Raw genomic sequence first — 23323 nt, 5'->3', positions numbered from 1 at the left:
TCAGGCCGCACTTTGCCGGACCCGAACCTGATTGCGCCCGGCGGCCTTAGCGGCATAGAGCGCGGTGTCGGCCGATTTGATCAACCCTTCCAGCCTTGCGGGCTGATACGAAGGTGATGTCATATTGGGCTGGGTTGCGATCAACCCGATACTGATCGTGACCGGGACAGGGGCAGGGGCGTCCGGCAGGTCAAAAGGCCTCTCGCGGATGCAGTCACACAGGCTGCGGGCCACTTTGAGGGCTTGGGCCTGCGTGGTTTCTGACAGGCCGATCATGAACTCTTCCCCTCCGATCCGGGCAATGAAACCGGCAGAACCGACTGTCTGTTTCAACCGTCTGGCCGCTTCGGTCAGAACCAGATCCCCGCCGGTATGGCCGAACTTGTCGTTGATGGCCTTGAAGTGGTCCAGGTCGGCCAGCATCACCGCAAAGCTTTTTCCGGTGCGGGTGGCCTGATGGGCGATCTGATCCATCGCACGCATTGCATAGCGGCGGTTGTGCAGCCCGGTCAGTGGGTCCACCCAGGACTCGACCAATCCACGTCGCAGCGAGGCGCGCATCTGATCCAACCGGGTTTTGCGCTTGATCTGGCTGTCTAGACGCAACAGCGCCTCTTCCGCACAGAACCCGTCCATACAGATAGCGTCGGCGCCCCGGTCGAGTGCCTCAGACGCCAGTGAAGCGTTGCCCTCGGCAAGAACTCCGATCAGAACCGTTTGCCGGGTGGTGCTGCGGGATTTCAGATCGGCTAAAAGGTTAAGGCCCGATGGGTCCGTGCTGATTTCAAAGATGATGGCGTCCGGCACAGGCCCGGACAAAACGCCCTGCAGATTTGTCGTAGTATGCGCCGACAGGTTGTGCCGCGTGCGTTTCGACAGGGCGCTCTGCCACAACGCTCCGGTCCGTGCGGTTTGCGTCAGAATGGCCACGCGGGCCGTCTTGGGTGGCATGAAGGGTGAGGCATTGGGTTCCGCAAATCCGATGGGATGCGAACCGGATTCCACATGTAGATCCTGCGTCTCAGCCCGTGCGCGCAACAGGCTGCGCACTCTGGCCAGCAGGAACGTGTCTTTGAACGGGTGCACCAGAACATCGTCGAGCCCGTCCGCCAAGGCCGTCAACCGGGCGGCCTTGTCGTTTTGCGGCGCGATCGCTACCACCGGCACACCGATCAGGTCCGGATCAGCCAAGACCAGCCTTTTGACATCTGCCGCCGTGCCATCCGGCAAGGTCTGAGATGTCAGCACCAGATCGGGTTTGGCGCGCCGCAACAGCCCGGCGAGACCCTGAAGCCGTTCGCCCTGTACAACGTGGTACCATGCCGCCGTCAGTTGGACCTTCAGCATGATGCGATTGGTTGAGGTCCCGTCGAGGACAAGGATGGTTCCCTGCACGGACATATCAGTCACCATTGATTGCATGCGTTGCCAAAGTGTTTATGAGTCTGGTTAACAAACCCTTTCCGTGACCTGATCCGGGGCAATTTTATGTCAATCTCCGCCCAATCTGCAGAAACGCTGGCGCTCAATGTTCTGGGCTGGCTGGTCGGTAACGATGAATTGCTGCCGATATTTCTGGGATCTACCGGCGCCGCGGCGCAGGACCTGCGCGACCGGGCGGGTGAACCGGAGTTCCTGGGATCGGTGCTGGAGTTTCTAATGCTTGACGATTCGTGGGTGATCGCTTTCTGTGACGCCAACTCCGTGCCTTATGATCAGCCCGGTCAGGCCCGTACGGTGTTGTCCGGTGCCGCCGACGTTCACTGGACCTGATCCAACAACCTTGCAGGAGCATTCAATGCCCATCGACGCAATCCTGTTCGACAAGGACGGAACCTTGTTTGATTTTGCTAACACATGGGGCGCGTTTGGGCGCAACATGGTACTGCGTCTGGCCGAAGGTGACCACGAGCGCGCCGCCGAACTGGGTCGGCTTATCGGGTTTGATCTGGAGCAGGTTACCTATTCCGAAGACAGCATTGTCATCGCTGGTACGGTCGAAGAAATCGCCGCGGACCTCGCTCCGCATTTGCCGGATATGACGCAGGACGAGCTGATCGATGTGCTGAACGCCGAATCAGCCTCGGCCCCGCAGGCGCAGGCGGTTCCGTTGGAGCCTTTTCTCGACGGGTTGCGGCAGGCCGGGTTCAAGCTTGGCGTGGCAACGAATGACGGAGAGATGCCCGCGTTACAGCATCTGGCCTCGGTCGGGATTCGTGACCATTTCGATTTTGTCGCGGGCTATGACAGTGGCCACGGGTTCAAGCCGGGTCCCGGACAGTTGCTGGCTTTCGCGGCCCATGTTGGCGTGGACCCGGAGCATGTGGCCATGGTCGGGGATAGCTTGCATGACCTGCAGGCCGGTCGCGCCGCCGGGATGACCACGATCGGTGTCCTCACGGGAATGGCCCCGGCCGAAGCGCTGGCGCCGATGGCGGATGTGGTGCTGCCGGATATCGGGCACATTCCCGACTGGCTGTCCAAAAACTGACCGCGTTGCGGTCAATTTCGGCGCTTCGGAATAAGAAACCGACATAGACTGTCGCAGACAGAGCGGCCAGACACCCGCCTTCGGGGCTTGCATGGGGGTACGCAAGTTCCGGAGGATCAAATGGCTGACACGAAAACGCGTAGACGTCGCAGTGGGGGGCGGGCCGGTGCCGCCGAACGCAGGGGCAGCGCGGTCATCGACCAGATGCCGTGGAATCCTCCGGTCAATGTCGACAACCCAACCGAGCCGCTGGATCAGGCGGGGATCGAGGCGATCCATGACGGGGCCATGCGTATTCTCGAAGAGATCGGGATCGAGTTCTACAACGAAGAAGCCATCGGCATTCTACGTGAGGCAGGGTGCACCATCGATGGCGACAACGTCCGCATGGGCCGGGATTTCGTCATGGAGATGGTGGCCAAGGCGCCTTCACGTTTTACCATCACGCCGCGCAACCCCGGCCGGACGATTGAAATTGGCGGCCGCACCATGGTGTTCGGCAACGTGTCCTCCCCGCCAAACTACTGGGACATGGAAATCGGCACCAAGGTCCCTGGCAACCGCGAGATGTGCCGGAACCTTTTGAAACTGACGCAGTATTTCAACTGTATCCACTTTGCTGGCGGCTATCCGGTTGAGCCGGTCGATATCCACGCCAGCATCCGGCATCTGGACGTCCTGTACGATAAACTCACGCTGACCGACAAGGCGATGCATGCATATTCGCTGGGTAAGGAGCGCGTCGAAGACGTGATGGAGATGGTCAGAATCGCGGGCGGCCTGAGCCATGAAGAGTTCGAAGCCACGCCGCGGATGTACACCAACATCAACTCGACCTCGCCGCTGAAACATGATCACCCGATGATCGACGGCTGTTTGCGTCTGGCACGTCGGGGGCAGGCGATCGTGGTGACTCCGTTCACTTTGGCAGGGGCGATGGCGCCGGTGACAATGGCCGGGGCTGTGGCGCAATCACTGGCCGAGGCGCTGTGTGCGATTGCTTTGTTCCAATATGTGCGTCCGGGAATTCCCTGCGTGATCGGGACGTTCACGTCCAATGTGGACATGAAGTCGGGGGCTCCGGCCTTTGGCACGCCCGAATATATGCGGTCTACTCAGATGACCGGGCAGATGGCGCGGTTCTACGGTCTGCCAATGCGGTCGTCGGGGGTATGTGCGGCCAACGTGCCGGATGGGCAATCGGTGTGGGAGACATCGAACTCTCTGTGGGCGGCAGTCCAGTCGGGTACCAACATGGTCTATCACGCGGCCGGATGGCTTGAGGGCGGGCTAATCGCCAGCCCCGAGAAATTCATCATGGACTGCGAAATCCTGCAGCAAATCCAACGCTATATGCAGCCCGAGGTAACTGCGACCGGGCCGGATGAGATTGCTCTGGAGGCGATCCGCGCGGTCGGCAATGATGGCCACTTCTTTGGCGTTCAGCACACGCAGGACCGTTACTCCACGGCGTTTTACCAGCCGTTCCTCAGCGACTGGAGAAACTACGAAGGATGGAACGTTGCGGGCGGTATCTGGACGGCGGAACGAGCGCATCACATGTTCAAGGAAATCATCACCAGCTTTGAGCCGCCGGCGATGGATGAGGGTATCCGCGAAGAACTGGCCGAATTTGTAACCCGGCGGAAGGCCGAAGGTGGGGCGCCGACGGATTTCTAGTTTACGGTCAACGGGTTCCTCCGTGAGACTCAATCAGATTATCGGCATCTCACCGACCATCTTGGTGTTTTGTTAAGGATTGTCAGGCCAGATTGGTGCAGAAACCAATCTGGGGCATCCGATGCATGGTCTGATCAATCGGGCGGTACAGTCATTTGTATGCGCGACTTACGGGCAATCGTGCTGGCTGCGCGTGACCGCGACCGCCGAGTTGGGATTGGTCGAGTTTGAGGCCATGCTGGTCTACGACGATGACATGACCCTTCGGGTTCTGGACGCGCTGCGTGCTGACCTGAACCGCCCGCGCGCCGAAATTCTTGAGGATCTGGGAACTTATCTGGTTTCTCACCCCAACATGGAGGATTTACGGCGGTTGCTGCGTTTTGGCGGTGTCACCTATGTCGAATTCCTGCATTCGCTTGACGATCTGTCCGACCGGGTGCGGCTGGCCGTTTCGGACCTCAGCCTGCCAGCGCTAGAGCTGAGAGAGATAGCGCCAACGGAATACCAACTTTTCTGCCACCCGGGTCTGCCCGGCTATTCCAGTGTGATGGTCGGAGTTTTGCGCGCCATGGCCGATGACTACGGCGCTTTGGCGATGCTGTCCCATGACGGGCAGGAGGGTGAGGCCGAGGTCATTTCAATCGTTCTTGTGGAAAGCGCATTTGCCGAAGGGCGTCATTTCGATCTGGGGGCGCGGAAAACATGATGGGTACTGGTGACCTGGCGGCGCTTCTGGAAACGCTGTGTCCGATGTTTGTGTTGGTAGACGAAAGCGGACGCATACTGCGCGTTGGGCCTACATTGCAAAAACTGCGCCCTGATCAGCCGATGGCCGGAAAAGACTTTCTGGAGGTCTTCGAACTGGTGCGACCGCGCGCCGTGACGACGTTGTCGGCGCTCATGGCACTGGCCGGGGCCAAGCTGCACCTCAAGCTTCACGATACGCCGCGTACGGCGCTCAAAGGGCTGATCGCCCCACTGCCGCAGGGAAAGGGTGCGGTCATCAACCTGTCCTTTGGTATCTCGATTCTGGATGCGGTGCGCGACTATGCGCTGACCAGTGCGGATTTCTCAGGCACCGATCTGGCCATCGAATTGCTGTATCTGGTCGAGGCCAAGTCCGCCGCGATGGAGGCCTCACGGTCGCTGAACCTGCGGCTACAGGGGGCGATGCTGGCCGCCGAAGAACAAGCCTTTACCGACATGCTGACCGGGCTAAAGAACCGACGGGCGATGGATGTGCTGTTGGGTCATCTGGTTTCCGGGAATTCACCGTTTGCCCTGATGCATCTGGATCTGGATTTCTTCAAATCGGTCAACGATCAGTACGGGCACGCCGCAGGGGATTATGTGCTGCAACAGGCTGCCCGGATCATGGTGGAAGAGACCCGCAGCGATGACACGGTTGCACGCGTAGGTGGGGATGAGTTTGTTATTATTTTCAAAAGCCTGTCGGACGAAGCTGTTCTATCGGCAATAGCCGCTCGCCTCATCGATCGGCTGCGAAAGCCGATGGTGTTCGAAAACAATACTTGTCGGATTTCTGCCAGCATCGGAACCGCATTGTCCACCCAGTTCAAGCCCCCTAAAGCGGCTGAAATCCTGAACGCGGCGGACTTGGCGCTGTATGAAGCCAAAAGAAAAGGCAGGTCCCGACACTGCCTTTATTCGGCGCTTGTAGGGCAGCGATAGGGCGCGCTTCCGCGGTTACCTTGGGCTAGCCCCGGGTGCGTCAAACCTTACGGCTTCTCGGTCGGTCAGGTCTCGTGGAATAGACGGGACAGGGTGGTTGCTATGTGGTGCTTGATCCGGGGCAATTCTCCGACCACCGGCATCACTTGGCCCTGGAACGCTGCTGCGTTCAACTCTTGCGGGACGTCCTCAAGCACATGGCCGCCGTGGCAGGCGAAATACGGCAGACACAGGGCCTGAGCGGACAGGCCAGTTGCAGCTTCGGCAATGGAGGGGGGTTCTTCTACAAACCCCAGACGTATCGACTTGAATGACAGGTGTTGCGCCAAGTCAGTTGCAAAGGCGCGGGCCACCGCAGATGGGTTGCGACTGCGGCCGGAACCGTGGGCGGCCAACACCAGATCGGTTTCTTCTGAAGCCCACAGGTTTTCGTTCAGCGTATCACGCAATGCCGCCGCGACCAGGCCTGGCAAATCAGCATCAACCCCCAGCGGATCGAGTATACGCAGGTTTCGCCCGGCAAGACGTTTGGGCAGGGCACCGGTTACAAACCACCCCTTGGCCATGAATAGCGGATAGATCACCGCATCGTCCGGCAACTCTGACACGCGCTGCTCGAACGCTTCCGGAGCTGCCAGAGTGGCTGACCGAACGGTCAGGCCATCACACAGGGCGTCCACCTCGGCGGCATAGGCGGCCAGCGCCTGTTCCGCCGGGACCGGGTCAGAAGGTTGGCCATGGGCTACTATAAGGGCGTAGGGCATTTAATTGATCCTGTCTGCTTTCCCGATAGGTGTTCCCTGACGCGCCAAAGTCAATCCGATCCGTCCCAACATCAGCCCAAAAGTGTCAGCCAGAACCAGACTGACAGGATGGAAGCTGCCGTCCCGACCAGCACGGACGAAGCCGCGACCCGTTTGGCCCGTCCATACATGCTGGCAAAGATATAGGCGTTGAAGCCGGGGGCCATTGCCGCGTTCAGTACACCCGAGCGAAACAGATCCTGCGGCAGGCCAACTGTGGATCCGAACAGCCACACGAGGCTGGGGTGCAGCATCAGAGAAATGGCGCAGACATAGGCAATCGCGCGCAGGTCGCCCTCGGGCTTGTATTTGACCAGCACACCGCCCAAAGCAAACAGGGCTCCGGGAAGGGCGGCGCGGGTAATGAGGCCAAGCGCTTCGTCCACCACTGATGGCACGCCTATTCCGGACAGGTTGATGACAAAACCCAACGCGATGCCTAGGATCAGGGCGTTGCGGAACATGGCCGTCAGGACCGACCGCACCATGAGTGTGCCGCCGTTGCCGCGATTGCGGACCACCTCCATTACGGTGATGCCTACCGCATAGCAAAACGGGGCATGGAAGGCGATGATCGCGTAGTTGCCGGACAGGTTTCCGGGCCCATAGGCGCGCTCGGTGATCGGCAGCCCCAGCAGCACCGAGTTCGAGAACAGGCAGCAAAACCCGATGGCGACGCAGTCCTCCCACTCTCGGCGAAATATCAGGCGGGCGCCGACCAGGCCGGCGGTGAAACACAGCGCCGCCGCTGTGTAAAAGCTGGCCAACAGTCGAGGGTCGAAGCTGGCGCTTAGGTCCAGATGTGCGATGGCCAGAAACAGCAGGCAGGGGATGGCGAAACCTTGGGTGAACTTCATCAACCCGTCTACATGGACCTCTTTGAAGTACCCCAACAGTGTCGCGGTGTATCCCGCTCCGATCACAAGAAAAACCGGCAGAATGACGTCGATCAGATTTTGCAGCATCTTGCCACCCCGGGGGATATCGCAGGCCGCATCCGCAGCGTTTTACAGAGCTTGACGGATCACCATGCCGTCATAGGCCGGGGTGATGTGATCGGCGGTTTCAGATTCGACCGTGGCATAGTCGAGGTCGATATGCATGTTGGTCAGAACCGCGCGTTTGGGTTTCAACTGGTCGATCCAACCCAACGTCTTTTCCAGATGCGCGTGGGTAGGGTGGGGCGACCGGCGCAGGGCGTCGATGACCAGACAGTCCAACTCCTCCAACAAGGGCCAGGAGTCGTCGTAGAATTCGGCCACGTCCGGCAGATAGACCAGCTTGCCCATTTTGAATCCCAGCGAGTCGATCGAGCCGTGGTTGACCTTGAACGGATGAAGCGGGATCGGGCCACCGGGGCCGTCGATCTCGAACGGGCCGTCGATGGTCTTCAGGTCCAAAATCGGCGGGTAAGGAGAGCTTTCGGGTTGAATGAACGCGTATCCGAACCGCCCCAACAGGTCGTTTTGGGTGTCACCATCTGCCCAAACGGGAACGCGCGCCTTCATGTTGAAGACGATCATTCGCAGGTCGTCGATGCCGTGAACATGGTCCGCGTGGCTGTGCGTGTAGACCACGCCGTCCAGCCGCCCTGTACCGGTGCTCAGCAACTGGCTGCGCATGTCCGGCGTGGTGTCGATCAGGACGGATGTGGTGCCTTCGGGCCCGTCGCGTTCCACCAGCATCGAGCAGCGGCGGCGGATGTTTCGGGGGTTGTTCGGATCACACTCGCCCCAGTGCCCGCCCAGCCGGGGTACGCCACCGGAAGAGCCGCAGCCGAGGATGGTGCAGCGCAGCTCGGTCATGCGGCCGCCTTGTAAGTCGCGGCTTTGGTAAACAGTCGGTCGAAATTGGCCTGCGTCTGGGCCGCGAAATCGGCGTAGTCCATGCCGAACACTTCGGCCCCTTTGCGGGCGGTATGGGCGGTGTAGGCCGGTTCGTTGCGTTTGCCCCGATAGGGCGGTGGCGCCAGATAGGGCGCGTCGGTTTCCACCAGAACGCGGTCGACCGGGGCCGCGGCGAAGATATCGCGCAACTCCTGGCTTTTGGGGAAGGTTGCAATGCCGGACATCGACAGGTAGAACCCCATATCCAGCGCCGCTTTGGCCAGTTCTGCCGACGACGAAAAGCAGTGCATCACGCAGGAGTAGGGCGCGTTGCGGTGTTCCTCGGCCAGAATGCGCGCCATGTCATCGTCGGCGGCTCGGGCATGGATGATCAGGGGCAGGCCGGTGCGTTGGGCCGCCTCGATATGTACACGCAACGATTGCTTCTGCACGTCGGCGCTGTCGGCGGTGTAGTGGTAATCCAGCCCGGTTTCCCCAATGCCCACGAATTTTGGATGCTGGGACAGCGCGACCAGTTCGTCGACGGTCGCCATCGGTTCATCTGCCGCGCTCATCGGGTGGGTACCTGCGGCATAGAAAACGGGTGCGTGGGCCTCGGCAATGGCGCGAACGGTGGGTTCGTTGCGCAGGCGGGTGCAGATTGTGACCATGCGGGTCACACCTGCCTCGGCGGCGTTAGCGATGATCTGGTCCAGTTGCCCCTCGAAGTCGGGGAAGTCCAGATGGCAATGGCTGTCGGTGATCTGGGGAGTGTCGCTCATCTGCTCTGACCGGCGGTTTCCTGTATCTTGAACACCGTATCTAGGACCAGAGCGGCAGGGTCAAGGTTCACCGCCTGACCATGACGCGCGCGGGCTGTGATTGTCGCTGAGACCTCGGCCCATTGGCGGGCCTGCTGCGGAGAGGTGGACAGGCGCGCCAGTGTTTCAGCCTCATTCGGGGCGGCCTCTGGCTTGGGTGGCGCGCCGGTGGCACCAGTCAGTGCAAGTCGGGACAAGGCGACGTCGATCAGGGTCAGCAGCAGCTCGAACCGATCCGCCGCCCCGCGCTGAGCGGCGGCTTCGGCCAGCGCCAGAGCACGTTGGCGATCCATGCGGGGCAGGGTGCCGAGAATGGCGATCAGTTCGGCGTAAATCTCCAATCCGCCCAGATTGATCAGTCGCACCGCATCCCCCACGGACCCGGCGGCCAGTGCGGCCAGATGATCGGTCTGTCCGGGAAGTTCCGCGCCCGTTTGTGTCAGGGCGGCCTGCATATCCTCGGGGCCGAGCGGAGATAGCCGTAAGGTGCGGCAGCGAGACCGGATCGTTGGCAACAGGCGTGACGGTTGGTGCGAGATCAGCAGCAGTGTCGTGCGCGCGGGCGGTTCTTCGAGCATCTTCAGCAAGGCATTGGCCGCGCTGACATTCATTTCGTCCGCCGAGTCCACGATCACGACCCGGCGCCCGCCATCGGCGGACGACAGGCCAAAGAACTTCCCAAGCTTGCGGATGTCATCAACCACAATTTCGTTGCGCAACCGCCCCTGATCGTTCAGCGAACGGGTGATGGCGGCAAGACCCGGCTCGGCGCCAGCCAGAATACGGTGTGCAACGGGATGATCGGGATCAATCTCCAGCGACTCGGGAGGCGGAGGTGCCCCGAACAGCCCGTCTTCCTCGGCCGGGGGCGTTGCCAGCAGAAAACGGGCGATCCGCCAGGCCAGCGTTGCTTTACCCACCCCACGTGGTCCGGTCAGAAGCCAGCCGTGGTGCAGCCGGTCCGAAGTGTAGGCGCTCAGAAACGCTTGCTCGGCCTCGGCCTGTCCGAACAGGTGCTGGGTTTCGCGCGGGTGTGGTGCTCCGGGGGCCTGATCCGGGGTTGGGGTGTCGTCGCTCATCTATCGCCGTTCACAGTGTTTGCAGAACGATTTCTGTCACATCCTGTGCAACGCTGTCCATGTCCCGGTTGCCATCGATCACCCGGAAACGGTCCGAGAACTCATCCGCCAGCGCCAGAAAGCCCGCGCGCATCTTTTCCTGCAGGTCGATGCCGAAATCTTCGAACCGTTCCTCGGTGCCCTGACGGCCTTTGGCGCGGGTCAGGCCGGTTTGCGGGTCCATGTCGATCAGCAGGGTCAGGTCAGGTTCGCGCCCGATCATGAGCGCGTGCAACTGATCGACCACCCCACGCAGGTTTCCCCGCGACAGGCCCTGATACATGCGGGTGCTGTCCGCGAAACGGTCGCAAATCACCACTTTGCCCGCGGCCAGCGCCGGTTCGATGGTGCGCTCCAGATGATCCCGCCGCGCAGCGGTGAAGAGCAGCAGCTCCGTTTCGGCCGACCAGCGGTCGGGGTCGCCTTCCAGAACCAGCCGCCGGATTTCCTCGGCCCCGGGCGAGCCGCCGGGCTCGCGCGTCAGCACAACCTCATGGCCCAGATCGCGCAGGTGATCCGCAAGCATTCGCGCCTGCGAGGATTTGCCCGATCCGTCAATGCCTTCGAAGGTCAGAAACAACCCGGATCCCGTCACAATGCGTCCAGTGGATTACCGATCACATCGGTTAGAACGATCCCGCCCACGGTCATCATGCGCACTACGAAACCTCCGGTCGTGACGCTTTCAGCGGCCACAAGAGGGCGCCGAATTTCCGGCAGACCTTCGGGCTTGATCACCAGTTCGGCCAGTTGCTGACCCTTTTCAACAGGGGCATTTACTGGGCCGTCATAGACCACCTCGGCCTCGATATTCTTGTCGCCCAGCACCGGGAACAACAGGGACAGATCCTCTTCGGGTACCAGATCCACGGTCTTTTTTGCACCCATCCAGATCTTGGCTTGGGCTATCGGCGTGTCCGCGTTGGCAACTGTCCTCTCGACAAAATTTCGAAACGACCAGTTAACCACGGCCTCAGCCTCCTCTGCCCGCTTGCCGGTGCTGTCGAGGCCAGTGAGAACGAAGATCACCCGACGATCCCCCTGTTTGGCCGAGCCGACAAGGCCATACCCGGCCTCTTGCGTGTGGCCAGTTTTCAGGCCGTCGGCACCGATCCCCAGTTTCAGAAGCGGGTTGCGGTTGCGCTTGTTCGACGGCGCGCGGCCATCGAACTCGAACACTTCCTCGGCGAACAGGGGATAGTATTCGGGGAAGTCGGAAATCAGCCGATCCGCCAGAATGGCAAGGTCATGGACTGACATCATGTGACCCGCCGCGGGCCAGCCGTTGGAATTCGAGAAGTTCGAGTTGTCCATGCCCATCTGCTTGGCGCGTTGGGTCATGTAGCGGGCAAACCCGGCCTCGGTCCCATCGGGGCTGAGCGCTTCGGCGATCACAACGCAGGCGTCGTTGCCCGACAGAACGATGATGCCGCGCAACAGGTCCTCGACCCGGACGCGGTCCTGCGTGTTCAGAAACATGGTCGAGCCGCCATAGCTCATCGCGTGCTCGGAAACCGGCAGGGTTTCATCCAGCGTCAGGCGGCCATCGCGCAGAGCTTCGAACGCGACGTAAAGCGTCATCAGCTTGGACATCGACGCTGGCGGGAGCGGTTGATCCGCCTCTTTGGACAAAAGCACGGTGCCCGTTGTCTGGTCCATCACATAGGCCGCGCGGGCCTGCGTGTCGAAAGCATGGGCGGGCAGGGCCAGCAGAGCCAGCCCGAGGGTCAAAACAGATGATCGCAGTGAGGACAGCACAGGGGGCCTCCTTTGTTTCAGTTTTTGACGGTGAACGCGTCGGTAAAGCCAAGATCTTTGACGTCGCGATGTATCGCGTTGCGTTCCGTGCGGGTATTTGCCGGGCCAACCAGCACGCGCCAGACCGTTTTGTCGTCGGTCTTCAGCTCACGAATGTTGGCGGACATGCCATTCCGCTCGATCTTCGAGACTGCGCTTTTGGCGTTGGCTTCGACATTGAAGGTTCCGACCTGAACGTACGGTTTGGGCAGCGAGCGCGCAGCCTTTGGTTGAGAGGTCGCGGTGGCCGTGCTGACTGGGGTCGGCTCTGCCGCGTCAATGGCTGCGGCAGCTCCCGCGATTGGGTCCAGCGGCGTTTCGGTGATCGTGTCAGATTTATTCTTCTGCCACCACTTCCGTTTGGCAGGTGTTTCTGCGGGTGCAGTGATTTCAGGGTCCGACAGGCTTGGAGTTGCCTCGGCAGCTGTTTCAACTACTGTTTCCGCCGCTTCGCTCGTTGCTTCTGTAGCGGTTGCAGTTGCTGCTTCGGTGGCGCCGGCCGCAGCAACCGTTTCTTTCTTCTGCCACCACTTCCGTTTGGTGGGCTTCTCTTCGGGGGCATCGACCTCAGGATCTGACAGGGTCGGGGTCGCCTCGGCAGCTGTTTCAACCACTTGTTCTGCCGCCTCGATCGTTGCCTCACTTGCAGTGTCAGCTGCCGTTGCAGCGGCTGCTCCGGTTACGCCAGCCGCGGCAACCGTTTCCTTCTTTTGCCACCACTTGCGCTTGGCGGGCTTTTCCGAGTCAGCCGCAGCAGTATCGACCACATCGTCTTGGGACTTGGAGTCTGCCGTCGCTGCGGTGTTTTCTGCCGCTTCGATTTCAGGGGTCTCTTCCTGTTCCGGCTCTTTGGTCTCGGCCGGTTTGCGTCGCAGGGCGACGACCTCGACCTTGGTTGGCGCCCCTGCAAGGATGCCCAGCTTCTCAGCCGCTGCCGACGATAATTGCAACGTCGGTCCGGGCTGGCTTCTTTCCCGACGGAACAAGGCGCCGGTGATGGATTTGTTGTTGGCCGTATTCTTGATCAGGACGCGTTCCGGCTGGGTGACGTCGGGATGGGCTACCCAGATACCGCCCAAAGACGGGCGGCCATCCCAAAGACCGGCCTCAACCACGTTAAACACATCCGGTGCCTCGACAGATGCACCTGAGGCGTTCGAATAATCCGGGAACAACTCGACCTTACTCTCGGTCTGGGCGTCTTCATTTGCGGCCTCTGTCGAGGCCCCCTCCGGAGACAGGCCCTCCTCACAACCGGCTAGAACCGCCATTGCTACGACAAGTACCGCCAGCGATCGCGGTTTTGCGCGTGTCTCACTCGCTCGTTTCATTTTGTCATCCCTTGCCTGAAGGGGCCTCGTTTCCTGAGCCCCGCCGCCGATCGCCGGTTCTGTCGTGCCAGCCTAGTACGGTCTTTCCCGCAAAGCATAACGTGGGCAAAGTGTCATGGAAAGACCACTGCGCGCGCTTCGGCGAGATTTCCCTATTTGCTCTTGCCACCGTTTCAACTTGGCCTTAGACCCGGCCTCACGCGGGGAGGTGGCAGAGTGGTCGAATGCGGCGGTCTTGAAAACCGTTGGGCGTGAGAGCGTCCCCAGGGTTCGAATCCCTGTCTCCCCGCCATAAAAATATGGTAAATCCAACCACCCACTGACCACGCTTCGTAACCGCAGATTTCGCGGTTTCCCAAAAAGTTTCCCACGTTCATGTTCGGTTCTTGTTCTGGTCCCGTTTGGTCTGAGCCTGCTTTGCGAGTCGCTTTTGGCTGGCACCTTTCGAGTATTTCTGGACCATGGACAGGCTTTTGTGGCCAGTGATGGCCGCAATCTGGTGGTCGGTGCATCCAGTCTCCGCCAGTTCACTTGCCGCGCTGTATCGCAGGCCGTGAAGGCTGTAGGCATCAAGCCCCAACTTTTTGCGTTCAGCGATCGTAGCCTTCTGAATTTGGTCGTAATTCAGTTGTCGCCCGTGTTCATCACACAGGATGAAGCGCAGGCTGCGGCGCGGGGTCGAAGCCAGAACTTGGCGCAGTCGATCGGTGAATGGAATCCAAAGTCGCGTCTCAGTTTTGCCCTGTGTAACCCAAATGCCATCATCCTCGATGTGCCCCCATTCCATAAGAGTGAGGTCCGTTGCGCGCTGACCGGTTCCGATAGCCAGTTCGAAGATCAGCAGCGGTAGGCCCGCGACTTTACTGCGATAGGTGTTGATCGCAGAGGCCGGCCAAGGTTTGTGACCGTCACCGGTTTTCAGCTTTTCAATGCCCTTGGCCGGGTTGTCCCGCTGCCAATCCAAATCAATCGAATGCTCGAACAGAATCGAAAGCATGTGGGGGATGTAATTCGCGAACCTGGCACGATGCCGGTTCGCCATCGGGGCGTCGATGATGGTGGATCTCCGCATTTTGGTGGGATCTTTTTTTCCCACAGTATCAGACAGGTATTCGAGTACTTTCGAGTAATCCGACTTCGTACGCGGCGCGAGCTTTTGCCATTTCGGGCTTTGCTTGTAGCTGGCGATCAGCTTCTCAAATGTGAAGCGGCTGGCTAACTCACTGCCGCCACGCATCAACCGCCAATATTCGCGGTCATACTCTTCGCTGTTTGGATCATCGGGTAAGCGCACATAGCGGCCATCCTTGCGAAAATATTGGTAAGTCCGGCCCTTGATGACTTTTGTTGTGGTGAACTTCTTTCTTACCATTTGACGTCCTCATAGCCATCAATCATCTGGCCCCGCAGAATGGCGCGCAGTTCGTCAGCATCCCAGCGCTCATAAGGGCCAATTTTGCGAGGCTTGGGAAAAATGCCACCAGTCACCAAATCCCGAAAGCTACCGACCGGCATATCGAGCATCTTTGCGGCGTTCTTTTCACTAACGGCGATTGGTGGAATCTGGCTCATGACGTGTTTCCTACGCCGCTTTAGGCTTCGGCCCGCGGACCACGCCGGGCAGTTTCATTTTCAGCTTGGCAGCGTCCTTGTAGACGACGCTGTCAGAACACCCAAGGCGCTGGGCAGTGGTTGAGGCAATGGCCCAGCAGGCCCAGCGAAAGCGGAAGGTATGCGATTTGAAAGACCCGTGATCCCAGAAGTCAGAGAACGGGGCGATGGTGTTGCCGTTGTCGTCCTCGTATTCCCAATTCATGATGGTCGCGTAGTTCTGACGCTCATCGTCGCTACAGAGTTCGCCCAAAACCTCCAGGCGAAAGTCCATTGCTACCCGGCGCTGGGAGCGTTTGGACAACTCGAAAAAGCAATCATCGTCCTTCTGGTGCTGCCGCCAGTCGCGCTTCGCGGCGGCTTCCAGCGCGCCATGGTCATATTCGACTGTACCACCAGATCGGGTATCCTGCGCTTCGCACTTCTCAGCCCAGTAACGGTAGTCGGTGGTCGGACCTTCCGGGCCGTTCCAGCGACGATCCAGCAGACGGTGGAAGTCGAACATGTCCCGCTCCCGGCTGAACGTGTATGCGCCCATGTCGCCCGTGAAGACGAGGTATCCGGGGAACGTGGTGATGTTGAAATGATAGGCGCTCGATCCTGGTATCGCGACGTGAATATGCCGGTACAGGCCATCGTCCCGAAGGATCGTCATGCGGTGGTGGCAGGTAGGGGCGGGATCTGACTAGATAGTGCCATAAGCACCCTTTCACAATAAGCCGTTGAGGAGGCCCACAGGCCACGGATCGTTGAGAAAACGGATTTGAACGGGGTAAGAGGGGCGGATTGCTGACATTTAACGTCGGATTGCTGAAGCCAGACCTCCGATTGTACCGCGACAATTGCAACAGGAGGACTATCCGAAGTGAATTTCACAATTGTGTTCTATGACTCATTGGAATTGATGAATTCATCCTTCAGCCTAACATAATTTACCTGGCTGTATTCGAATAGTTGGAGTTTTGCTGTTCCAGTTTGTCGAAGCGATGATGCCAATTTTGCCTGGCAATAGCCGTTGGCGTTCACTGATATGGATGCCGGTTCCTAGACAAATATGGAAGTAGTTTCACGGCGTGGGCTTTGACGTTGCATAAGTCAAATTGTGAAAAAGGCTGCAAAATGCCGTGGATCGGGTATCTATATTCTGTTCGACAATACAATTTTCGTTCTGTGATCGCAGGGCCGACATCTTATTAGGAGAGTTCAATGTCCATGACTGCTCGCCGTGCAAACACTGCTGCGCATTCCATCCAAAAAGTCGAAGCCTTCTTTACAACCTACAATGCCGCGGTGAAGGAAACGCCAGCTGTCGCGGATTTCACGTTTGGCAATCCGCACGAAATGCCTTTGCCCAGTGTCGTCGATGCGTTGAAGACACACGCCGAACCTCAGAGTGTGGACTGGTTCGCGTATAAGACTAACGAAGCGGACCCGTGCGCGTTTCTGGCAGACGCTTTGTCCCAAGAGTTGGGGCTTCCGTTTGAGGCGGAAGACATCGCGCTGACCAAAGGCGCCTTTGGGGCCATCAAGATGTGTTTCACCATGCTTCTTGAGCCCGGGGACGAATGCATCGTGCCGCTGCCGGGATGGTTCTGCTATGGTCCAATGTTAGCCGCTGCCGACGCCAAAGAAGTGCAGGTGCCTTTGGATCCAGACAGTTTTGACTTTGATCTGGAGGCTATTGCCAAGGCCATTACCCCGCGTACGAAGATCGTGGTTGTTAATACGCCTCACAACCCGACAGGTCGCATTTACTCGCGTTCTGATCTGCAAAAACTCGCCGACCTGCTCGAGGCTAAATCAGCTGAGATCGGTCATCGAATTTGGATATTATCTGACGAACCCTATCGCCGTATTCGGTTTGACGGTATTGGCTTTACGACACCGGCCGCTGTCTATCCACACACTCTGATCGACTATTCCTATGGGAAAATTCTTCTCGCACCCGGTCTGCGCCTTGGTTACCTCGCGATCTCTCCAACCTTGCCTGCGGCGGAACGAAGAGAGCTTCAAAATCTGAGGTTTGCCGTGCAGATGGCGGATGGTTGGAATGTCCCGGATGCTCCATTGATCTATGCGCTGCCGGATCTTGAAAATGTCTCAATCGACATTGCGGCCCTGGCTCGCCGACGTGAACGTATGCTTGGTGCTTTGGGCCGATGGGGATACAGGATGACGAGGCCAGAAGGCACCTTTTATCTATGGGGGCGGGCCCCGGGCGGTGATAGCGATACCTTTGCTGAATGTCTTCAAAAGCGTGGCGTTTACGTGATGCCAGGAACAGTTTTCGACCGGCCAACGGATTTTCGTATTTGCCTTACTGCTACTGACGAAATGATAGAAAACGCAATGCCTGCATTTCAGGCGACCGCGAACCAAATGTTGGAATGAGAGCCGGCGTCCGATCGAGTTATATGCCTCACGATTAAATGACAGCTTAGTTCGCGATGTGTGAGTTCGCGCGACGCTAAATCATACTAACGCAGCGAATGTCTCCTTTGACGTGCCGCGACGCAGCATTTTGACTCAGCTGCGGAAGGCTGGATTGGGCCGCTTAAGACAGGAGTGTTGTATCTGCTTGCCTGGATTTTAGCCTCTATTGGAAATGTACTCATCAAAGTCCTGAAGTATTTCGGGCGCTCTGTCGCAAAGACCTTTGTCCCTTACCGTCGCCATTTTCCAACAACTTTGGTCGCCTCAACCTCTTGTGGAAATTGCTTTGAGACATCAGTCTCGACCGCAGTGAGAATATCAGAGGGCATAATTTCACATGCCTCTGCCAAGCCAACCATGGCTCCGACATCCTTGGCAAACATGCCATCATCGTCATTTTCAGCATGTAAAGCGGTGGAGCTCAGAGCGAGCATAAAAGTAGCGATGAAGGTCAAGTTTTTGACCATTTGGATTCTCAAACATTTGATGTTGGGGGTGATTTACTGAGCCGACTACTGATGAAGGAGGCCCAGTACTTTCTTGCTGCATTTCGGCTTCACTATGTCGGCGGTGAAGGCTGTGTACCGGAAGATTTGCTGGGCAACGTTGCCTAGGCTCAGCGCCGGCAGCAACTGGTAACAGTCATAAGATGCCGCATCGGGAGGGGTATAGGCCCGCAACCACTCATCCCACTTCCTGATCGCCTAAACCGCAGCCGGGCCAATGGCGGCACCTCCACGCGACACGCTGGCGCCAGCAGGGTTACAGGAACCGGCTTCCATGCGGATGCCCCATTCATCAATTGGAACACCGTTCAGCTCACCCACGGAGGCTGCACCGGCCATCGACAGCCACGCGTCGGTCATACGCCAGCCCAGGTCAGGCGCGTTTACCATAGTCCATATGGCTGTAGATGCGAGCGCCGTCGATTTCCTTTACCTCGTTGGCGAAGAACTCAGCGATGCCCTCGTAAGCCGACCAGTTGACCGGAACGCCGAGATCGTAGCCGTAGTTTTCCTTAAATTGCACCTGCAACTCAGGATCATCGAATCAGTCCTTGCGGAACCAATAGAGGTTCGCGAACTGCTGATCCGGCAATTGGTAGAGGTTACCGTCCGATCCGGTTGTGAACTGGATTCCCATAAAGTCATCCAGATCCAGCGTTGGCGAGGTTGTCGCCGCCCAGTCGCATGCCATCGTGTCGGTCAGCGGATAGGCCAATTGCAGGCGCGAGTGCGTGCCGATCAGGTCGCTGTCATTGACGTAGCCGTCATAAAGGTTCCGGCCAGTCTGCAGCTGGGTTTGAACGGCCTGAACCACTTCGCCCTCGCCGAGGATCTGGTGGTTGACCTTGATCCCGGTGATATCTTCGAACGCCTTTGACAGCATCTCGGATTCATACGAGTGCGTTGGAATGCCTTCGGACAGGACGTTGATTTCCATGCCAGCGAATGGTTCCGAGGCTTGGATAAAGGACAGCCCTATTGGCCTAACTGAGACTGGTTCGAATTCAACGGATAGCACCGATGCAATTAGGCACCCTGAGGCAAGATTCTGCTCCAGACAGTCAACGTGAACGTAAGGCGCAGGTTCGTGTACCGGCAACTAAAGTGCTGTACCAGGCAGTTGCCGAACCGAGGGATCTTTCCCGCCAGAGATCAACCGCCCGGAGACGTAAAAGTGTAGCCAGTGAAATTACGGAGTGACATGCCCTTTGTCGATGCACCAGGATCAATTTTTGCCGTGACCTGCACGTTTACCAGAGTAAGGTCGCGTACGACATGTCACGTCAGTGTCAGGGTACTTGCGGTGCTCTTGTTCAATTCACTACCTCGGAATTCGGCGCTTGGCGCTCCCGAAATATACACTTCTCCGATAGCGCGATCATCGCCCATCATCTGCAAAACAAATAATTCTTCTGCAAGACTGGCAATGCGATCCATGCGCAGGGCCATGGCGGGGGTACTGCGCGCATTCAGAACAACAACGTCGGCCTCAGTGCCGGGGTCCAGAGTTCCGATTTTGTCTTCCAGCCCCAGAACACATGCATTGCCAAGAGTTGCCCAATGGAATGCTTGTAGCGGATGCAGTGCCAAACCTTGTAACTGCAAAATCTTGTAACCTTCGTTGAGGGTTTGAAGCATCGAGTAACTGGTTCCTGCCCCAATATCGGTGGCTATACCATTCGAGATACCGCGCGCGCTCAGACCACCATGATCAAAGAGGCCGCTACCAAGGAACAGGTTCGAAGTTGGACAAAACACCGGATGGGCGCCAGTTTCTGCAAGCGCATCAATCTCACGCTTCTCCAAGTGGATGGAGTGCCCAAGCAGTGTTTTTTGTCCCAGCAACCCATAAGACTGGTAGACGTCCAGATAGTCCCGGGCCTGCGGATACAACTGGATAGTATAGGCGATCTCATCTTTGTTCTCTGATAGATGAGTTTGGATGTGACAGTCCGGATGTTCCTGCGCAAGCGCTTGTGCCATCGCCATTTGTTCGGGTGTGGAAGTGATCGCAAATCGAGGTGTAATAACATAGCCGTTTCGGCCCTTGCCATGCCAGTCTCTGATCAGATCCTTGGTATCATCGTATCCGGTTTGTGGTGTGTCCAGCAGGTCTTCGGGCGCATTGCGGTCCATCAGGACTTTGCCGCCGAGCATGCGCATGTTGCGCCTTGTGGCCTCCGTAAAGAAGGCATCCGCCGAAGTCTTGTGGACCGAGCAATACGCAACTGCGGTCGTCGTACCGTGCGAGATGAGCTGATCGTAGAAAGCGCGCGCCATAAGCGCGCTGTGTTCGTCCGAGGCGAACCGGGTTTCTTCCGGGAACGTGTAGTTGTTGAGCCAGTCCAACAACTGTGCCCCCCAGGAGGCGATCACCTGAACCTGCGGGAAATGAACGTGTGTGTCGATAAAGCCTGCCATCATCAGGTGCGGACGATGGTCTGTGATCGGCACATCCCCAGCTTTTGCACTGATCTCGGTGAAGGGGCCGGTATCCTGAATGATCCCGTCTCGGATCAGCAATGCGCCGTCTTCAAGATAAGTGTATGCGTCGGAATCTTCGCCGTTTAGCGGTTCGCGATGAAAGGTCAGCAGGCGACCGCGAAGCAATCTCTGTGTCATGAAGCGTCTCGATTGTACGAAAGGGAAGGGTGGGGGCAGCCCAGCGGCTGCCCCTTTGTGGATCAGGCCTGTTGCGCAGGCGAGTCGTCGTCGATGAGATCAGGCTCATCCGGTACGATGACGCGGTGCTCGAGGTCCTCTTTCGGTGCGAGCACCGGGTAGATGTAGAGGAACGCGCCTACGATCAGGTAGCCGATTGTGATCCCGTCGAATTGCGGCATCTGCAGCGTGTAAGAGTGAATGATCCCGACGGCAGACATCAGCCCGCCTGCGACAGCAAACGCCCCTGCCATCCGGAAGCGACCGTCGATCACATCGGCAACAATGGCACCCCAAATCAAACCCGTGATGATTGCACCTTGGCTTAGGGCAAGGTGTCCTTCGTAGTGGGCACCTTCCATGAGAAGGGCCGCAGTCAGACCCTCATCACCCAGAGCAGGTAAACCTTCGACACCGGTACTGCGCAGCGCATTCATTAACGAACCCCATTTGACCATCAGGAAAGCCGAAATGTGGGGAAGGATTGCGAAGGACACCGCTGCCATGTGCATCGGCTTTACAGCCCAGGCCGTATTGGTAATCAGGCTCACTGAGACAAAGACCAATACTGGTGCGGCGGCGGCAATCGGGATCAGGCCTGCAAGGAAAGACAGGAAGCCGAGGAAAGCAGCCGCAGCAATTACGACAGCCACACCAACGATGTATCCAGCGTGAGCATTAAGCCGTTTGTAGGCCGGGTGGCCGATGTAAACGGTCGTTGGGAAAGGCGAGCCAAAGAGCGCGCCCAGCATTGTGCCTGCACCGTCCGTTACCTGGCAAAGTCCAACAGGGTAATGGTCACCTGCCGCTTCGGCCGATTCCACATTGTTCATCGTTTCGATGAAGTTGTAGATCTGCACAGGGATCAGCACCAGAAACAGTTCGGGGTTAGCGAACAAATACTGTACACCCGCGATGAGGTCACCGATGTAAGGGACCGGCGGATAGAATCCGATGCCGCTCACGTCGATTTTGGACTCACCTAATAGAAGGGCGATCACGGTACCGGCAGCAATCGCGACAAGACCTGCAGGTACATTGCGCGGGAGGCGGAAACGACCGATCAGGCCCCAAAGAATAAACAGCAGCGACGTAAAGCCGATGATTGGGTTTTCAAAAACTTCCGCCAGCGGTACGGAACCGATAAAGACCAGTGCAATACCGCAAAGCGTACCCAGCATCCCGGCGCGTGGAGTGATCCGCTTGAGGTATGGTCCGACCACGGAACCCAGAGCAGCAACGATACCACCCATGAACCCGGCACCGATGCCCACTTGCCATGCAAGCATCGGGTCGTTGGTCGCCCAGTAGATAGGCCCGATCACGCCAAACAGGTAGACAAACATAACTGGCGTCGAGATGCCGTAGGGCAATGCGGTTACGTCTTTACCTTGAGCGGTTGCCGCCCATTTGGCGAGGTAGGTGTAGACAGCTACGCCCGCTAAAATCGCAATGGCTGCACCGGGGACAATGCGGCCAAAGACGATTTCTGCGGGCATCTGAAACACGAACTGGCAGACCCCGGAAAGGATCAGCAAGTTTACGAGGTTATCGGTAAATAGCGCCCAGAAAGCGCTAAAATCGCTGCGGGTAAACAGCTTGTATTCATAGGTCCTCCCGTCCATGACGGTCTCCTCCTCTGATTTGACCGGAATTGCCCGACAGATGTCAGGCCGTTCTCCCTTTCCGGTCGCGATGGTGGCCCTCGAGGGGCGCTTGGTTTGCCCCGGTCAGGGCGGTCGCGGCAGTTTCAGAGGTCAATTCAGCCATCACTTCCGCCACCACGAAGGCGGCGATGACGCTGGGCCGCTTGTCGCGGCTACCGCTTGCCCCAATGGGGCAATTCAAGTGTTCGATAGACTGTCCGTCACAGTTTTTGTGCGCCCAGTTTCTGAGCTTTACCCGCTTGGTGGCGGATCCGATCATCCCCACATAAGCGGCGTCCTGACGTTCCAGTGCGGCAGACGTCAGCAGGAAGTCCAGGCCATGATCATGGGTCAGAACAATAAATGCGCTGCCTTCAGGGGCACTCCATATCTCGGCTTCTGGAATTGCGCTTACTCGGGTTTCGACATTTGCCGTGCAAAGGTCGACTTCGTCAGCCCGCGTGTCGACGAGGATGCAGCGTACCGGCAGGTGCTGAAACTGATTGGCCAGCGCACGTCCGACGTGACCTGCGCCCATGACGTATACATGCGGCAACGCTTCCTCGCGCCGGGTCGCACGTTCTGTTGCAGCCCATTTGTCTGACACCCGCATACGGGTCAGTTTCAACTCAACGCGCCCACCGCAGCATTGCCCGATTTCAGGGCCAAGCGGAACATCCAAATCCTGGTGCAGCGTGCCGTCACGCAGCATGTCCCGGGCGGCATTGATAGCGATGAACTCCAATTGGCCACCACCAATGGTTCCCCAAAGTGCCTTTGGAGCCACGAACATCTCTGTCCCCTCGTTGCGCGGAGAAGATCCGCGCACGCGGGTAAGCGCAACGCGGATAACGCGACGCTGAGCGGACAGAAATTCGTTCAGGGAACCCGGGGTGGCCATGGC

At 58.3% G+C, this 23323-nt stretch carries 22 protein-coding genes, 1 tRNA gene and 1 pseudogene; 7 read left to right on the top strand and 17 right to left on the bottom strand.

The window, feature by feature from the left end; all coding sequences use genetic code 11:
• Positions 1-1401 carry a diguanylate cyclase gene (locus tag ACR0KW_RS03880; protein ID WP_480803818.1) on the bottom strand — a complete coding sequence of 467 codons (1401 nt, stop codon included), beginning with the start codon at positions 1399-1401 and terminating at the stop codon, positions 1-3.
• A gap of 87 nt (positions 1402-1488) precedes the next feature.
• Between ACR0KW_RS03880 and ACR0KW_RS03875 the strand changes: the two genes are divergently transcribed.
• The 5 genes from ACR0KW_RS03875 (at position 1489) to ACR0KW_RS03855 (ending at position 5866) form a co-directional block, all read left to right on the top strand.
• Entirely contained in the window at positions 1489-1773 is a 285-nt protein-coding gene (locus tag ACR0KW_RS03875; protein WP_480803817.1) for a DUF3572 domain-containing protein, read from the top strand.
• Positions 1774-1798: 25 nt separating this feature from the next.
• Positions 1799-2491 (top strand): HAD family hydrolase, encoded by a 693-nt coding sequence (locus ACR0KW_RS03870; RefSeq protein WP_480803816.1) that lies wholly within the window; start codon positions 1799-1801, stop codon positions 2489-2491.
• A gap of 120 nt (positions 2492-2611) precedes the next feature.
• Positions 2612-4171 carry a trimethylamine methyltransferase family protein gene (locus tag ACR0KW_RS03865; RefSeq protein ID WP_480803815.1) on the top strand — a complete coding sequence of 520 codons (1560 nt, stop codon included), beginning with the start codon at positions 2612-2614 and terminating at the stop codon, positions 4169-4171.
• Positions 4172-4292: 121 nt separating this feature from the next.
• On the top strand, positions 4293-4880 hold the full coding sequence (locus ACR0KW_RS03860) for a heme NO-binding domain-containing protein (protein ID WP_480803814.1): 588 nt from the start codon (positions 4293-4295) through the stop codon (positions 4878-4880).
• Complete coding sequence (locus ACR0KW_RS03855) at positions 4877-5866, top strand: GGDEF domain-containing protein (RefSeq protein WP_480803813.1); 990 nt, start codon at positions 4877-4879, stop codon at positions 5864-5866. Before ACR0KW_RS03860 ends, ACR0KW_RS03855 begins: the two co-directional genes overlap by 4 nt.
• Before the next feature lie 65 nt (positions 5867-5931).
• Here ACR0KW_RS03855 and ACR0KW_RS03850 read toward each other — a convergent pair whose 3' ends face one another.
• From ACR0KW_RS03850 to ACR0KW_RS03815, 8 genes are all read right to left on the bottom strand, one after another.
• On the bottom strand, positions 5932-6630 hold the full coding sequence (locus tag ACR0KW_RS03850; RefSeq protein WP_480803812.1) for a CbiX/SirB N-terminal domain-containing protein: 699 nt from the start codon (positions 6628-6630) through the stop codon (positions 5932-5934).
• 71 nt (positions 6631-6701) lie between these two features.
• Positions 6702-7634, bottom strand: coding sequence for an AEC family transporter (locus tag ACR0KW_RS03845; RefSeq protein WP_480803811.1), 933 nt, complete (start codon positions 7632-7634; stop codon positions 6702-6704).
• A 42-nt stretch (positions 7635-7676) separates the two neighbouring features.
• Positions 7677-8474, bottom strand: coding sequence for an MBL fold metallo-hydrolase (locus tag ACR0KW_RS03840; RefSeq protein ID WP_480803810.1), 798 nt, complete (start codon positions 8472-8474; stop codon positions 7677-7679).
• On the bottom strand, positions 8471-9277 hold the full coding sequence (locus ACR0KW_RS03835; RefSeq protein ID WP_480803809.1) for a TatD family hydrolase: 807 nt from the start codon (positions 9275-9277) through the stop codon (positions 8471-8473). The genes ACR0KW_RS03840 and ACR0KW_RS03835 overlap by 4 nt, the downstream gene beginning before the upstream one ends.
• Positions 9274-10395, bottom strand: a complete 1122-nt coding sequence (locus ACR0KW_RS03830) for a DNA polymerase III subunit delta' (RefSeq protein ID WP_480803808.1) — start codon at positions 10393-10395, stop codon at positions 9274-9276. Before ACR0KW_RS03830 ends, ACR0KW_RS03835 begins: the two co-directional genes overlap by 4 nt.
• Positions 10396-10405: 10 nt before the next feature.
• The gene (gene tmk / locus ACR0KW_RS03825; protein WP_480803807.1) at positions 10406-11029 is read right to left on the bottom strand and encodes a dTMP kinase; all 624 of its coding nucleotides are present in this window, start codon (positions 11027-11029) and stop codon (positions 10406-10408) included.
• Entirely contained in the window at positions 11026-12192 is a 1167-nt protein-coding gene (locus ACR0KW_RS03820) for a D-alanyl-D-alanine carboxypeptidase family protein (RefSeq protein WP_480803806.1), read from the bottom strand. Before ACR0KW_RS03820 ends, tmk begins: the two co-directional genes overlap by 4 nt.
• Positions 12193-12209: 17 nt before the next feature.
• The gene (locus ACR0KW_RS03815; RefSeq protein ID WP_480803805.1) at positions 12210-13562 is read right to left on the bottom strand and encodes an SPOR domain-containing protein; all 1353 of its coding nucleotides are present in this window, start codon (positions 13560-13562) and stop codon (positions 12210-12212) included.
• A 202-nt stretch (positions 13563-13764) separates the two neighbouring features.
• On the opposite strand from ACR0KW_RS03815, the gene ACR0KW_RS03810 reads away from it, so the two are divergent.
• A tRNA-Ser gene (locus tag ACR0KW_RS03810) sits at positions 13765-13854 on the top strand.
• A gap of 81 nt (positions 13855-13935) precedes the next feature.
• On the opposite strand, the gene ACR0KW_RS03805 is transcribed toward ACR0KW_RS03810, so the two are convergent.
• From ACR0KW_RS03805 to ACR0KW_RS03795, 3 genes are read right to left on the bottom strand one after another with little or no spacing between them, the layout of a single operon-like run.
• Complete coding sequence (locus ACR0KW_RS03805; RefSeq protein WP_480803804.1) at positions 13936-14934, bottom strand: tyrosine-type recombinase/integrase; 999 nt, start codon at positions 14932-14934, stop codon at positions 13936-13938.
• Positions 14928-15134 (bottom strand): helix-turn-helix transcriptional regulator, encoded by a 207-nt coding sequence (locus ACR0KW_RS03800; protein ID WP_480803803.1) that lies wholly within the window; start codon positions 15132-15134, stop codon positions 14928-14930. The genes ACR0KW_RS03805 and ACR0KW_RS03800 overlap by 7 nt, the downstream gene beginning before the upstream one ends.
• A 10-nt stretch (positions 15135-15144) precedes the next feature.
• Positions 15145-15828 carry a hypothetical protein gene (locus ACR0KW_RS03795; protein WP_480803802.1) on the bottom strand — a complete coding sequence of 228 codons (684 nt, stop codon included), beginning with the start codon at positions 15826-15828 and terminating at the stop codon, positions 15145-15147.
• A 551-nt stretch (positions 15829-16379) separates the two neighbouring features.
• Here ACR0KW_RS03795 and ACR0KW_RS03790 point away from each other — a divergent pair.
• Positions 16380-17564, top strand: a complete 1185-nt coding sequence (locus tag ACR0KW_RS03790; RefSeq protein WP_480803801.1) for an aminotransferase class I/II-fold pyridoxal phosphate-dependent enzyme — start codon at positions 16380-16382, stop codon at positions 17562-17564.
• Between the two features lie 272 nt (positions 17565-17836).
• On the opposite strand, the gene ACR0KW_RS03785 is transcribed toward ACR0KW_RS03790, so the two are convergent.
• The 5 genes and pseudogenes from ACR0KW_RS03785 to xdhC form a co-directional block, all read right to left on the bottom strand.
• Positions 17837-18073 carry a hypothetical protein gene (locus ACR0KW_RS03785; protein WP_480803800.1) on the bottom strand — a complete coding sequence of 79 codons (237 nt, stop codon included), beginning with the start codon at positions 18071-18073 and terminating at the stop codon, positions 17837-17839.
• Positions 18074-18154: 81 nt separating this feature from the next.
• A pseudogene (locus ACR0KW_RS03780) lies at positions 18155-19079 on the bottom strand (extracellular solute-binding protein); the annotation flags it as partial.
• A gap of 311 nt (positions 19080-19390) precedes the next feature.
• Positions 19391-20734 (bottom strand): guanine deaminase, encoded by a 1344-nt coding sequence (gene guaD, locus ACR0KW_RS03775; RefSeq protein ID WP_480803799.1) that lies wholly within the window; start codon positions 20732-20734, stop codon positions 19391-19393.
• 62 nt (positions 20735-20796) lie between these two features.
• The gene (locus tag ACR0KW_RS03770; protein WP_480803798.1) at positions 20797-22398 is read right to left on the bottom strand and encodes a xanthine/uracil/vitamin C permease; all 1602 of its coding nucleotides are present in this window, start codon (positions 22396-22398) and stop codon (positions 20797-20799) included.
• A 43-nt stretch (positions 22399-22441) separates the two neighbouring features.
• Positions 22442-23320 carry a xanthine dehydrogenase accessory protein XdhC gene (xdhC, locus tag ACR0KW_RS03765; protein ID WP_480803797.1) on the bottom strand — a complete coding sequence of 293 codons (879 nt, stop codon included), beginning with the start codon at positions 23318-23320 and terminating at the stop codon, positions 22442-22444.
• Positions 23321-23323: the final 3 nt, after the last annotated feature.

This window comes from Ruegeria sp. CG11, from assembly GCF_056537245.1.
The sequence above is the reverse complement of the archived record's forward strand: the minus strand, read 5'-3'. Positions and strand labels throughout refer to the sequence as shown.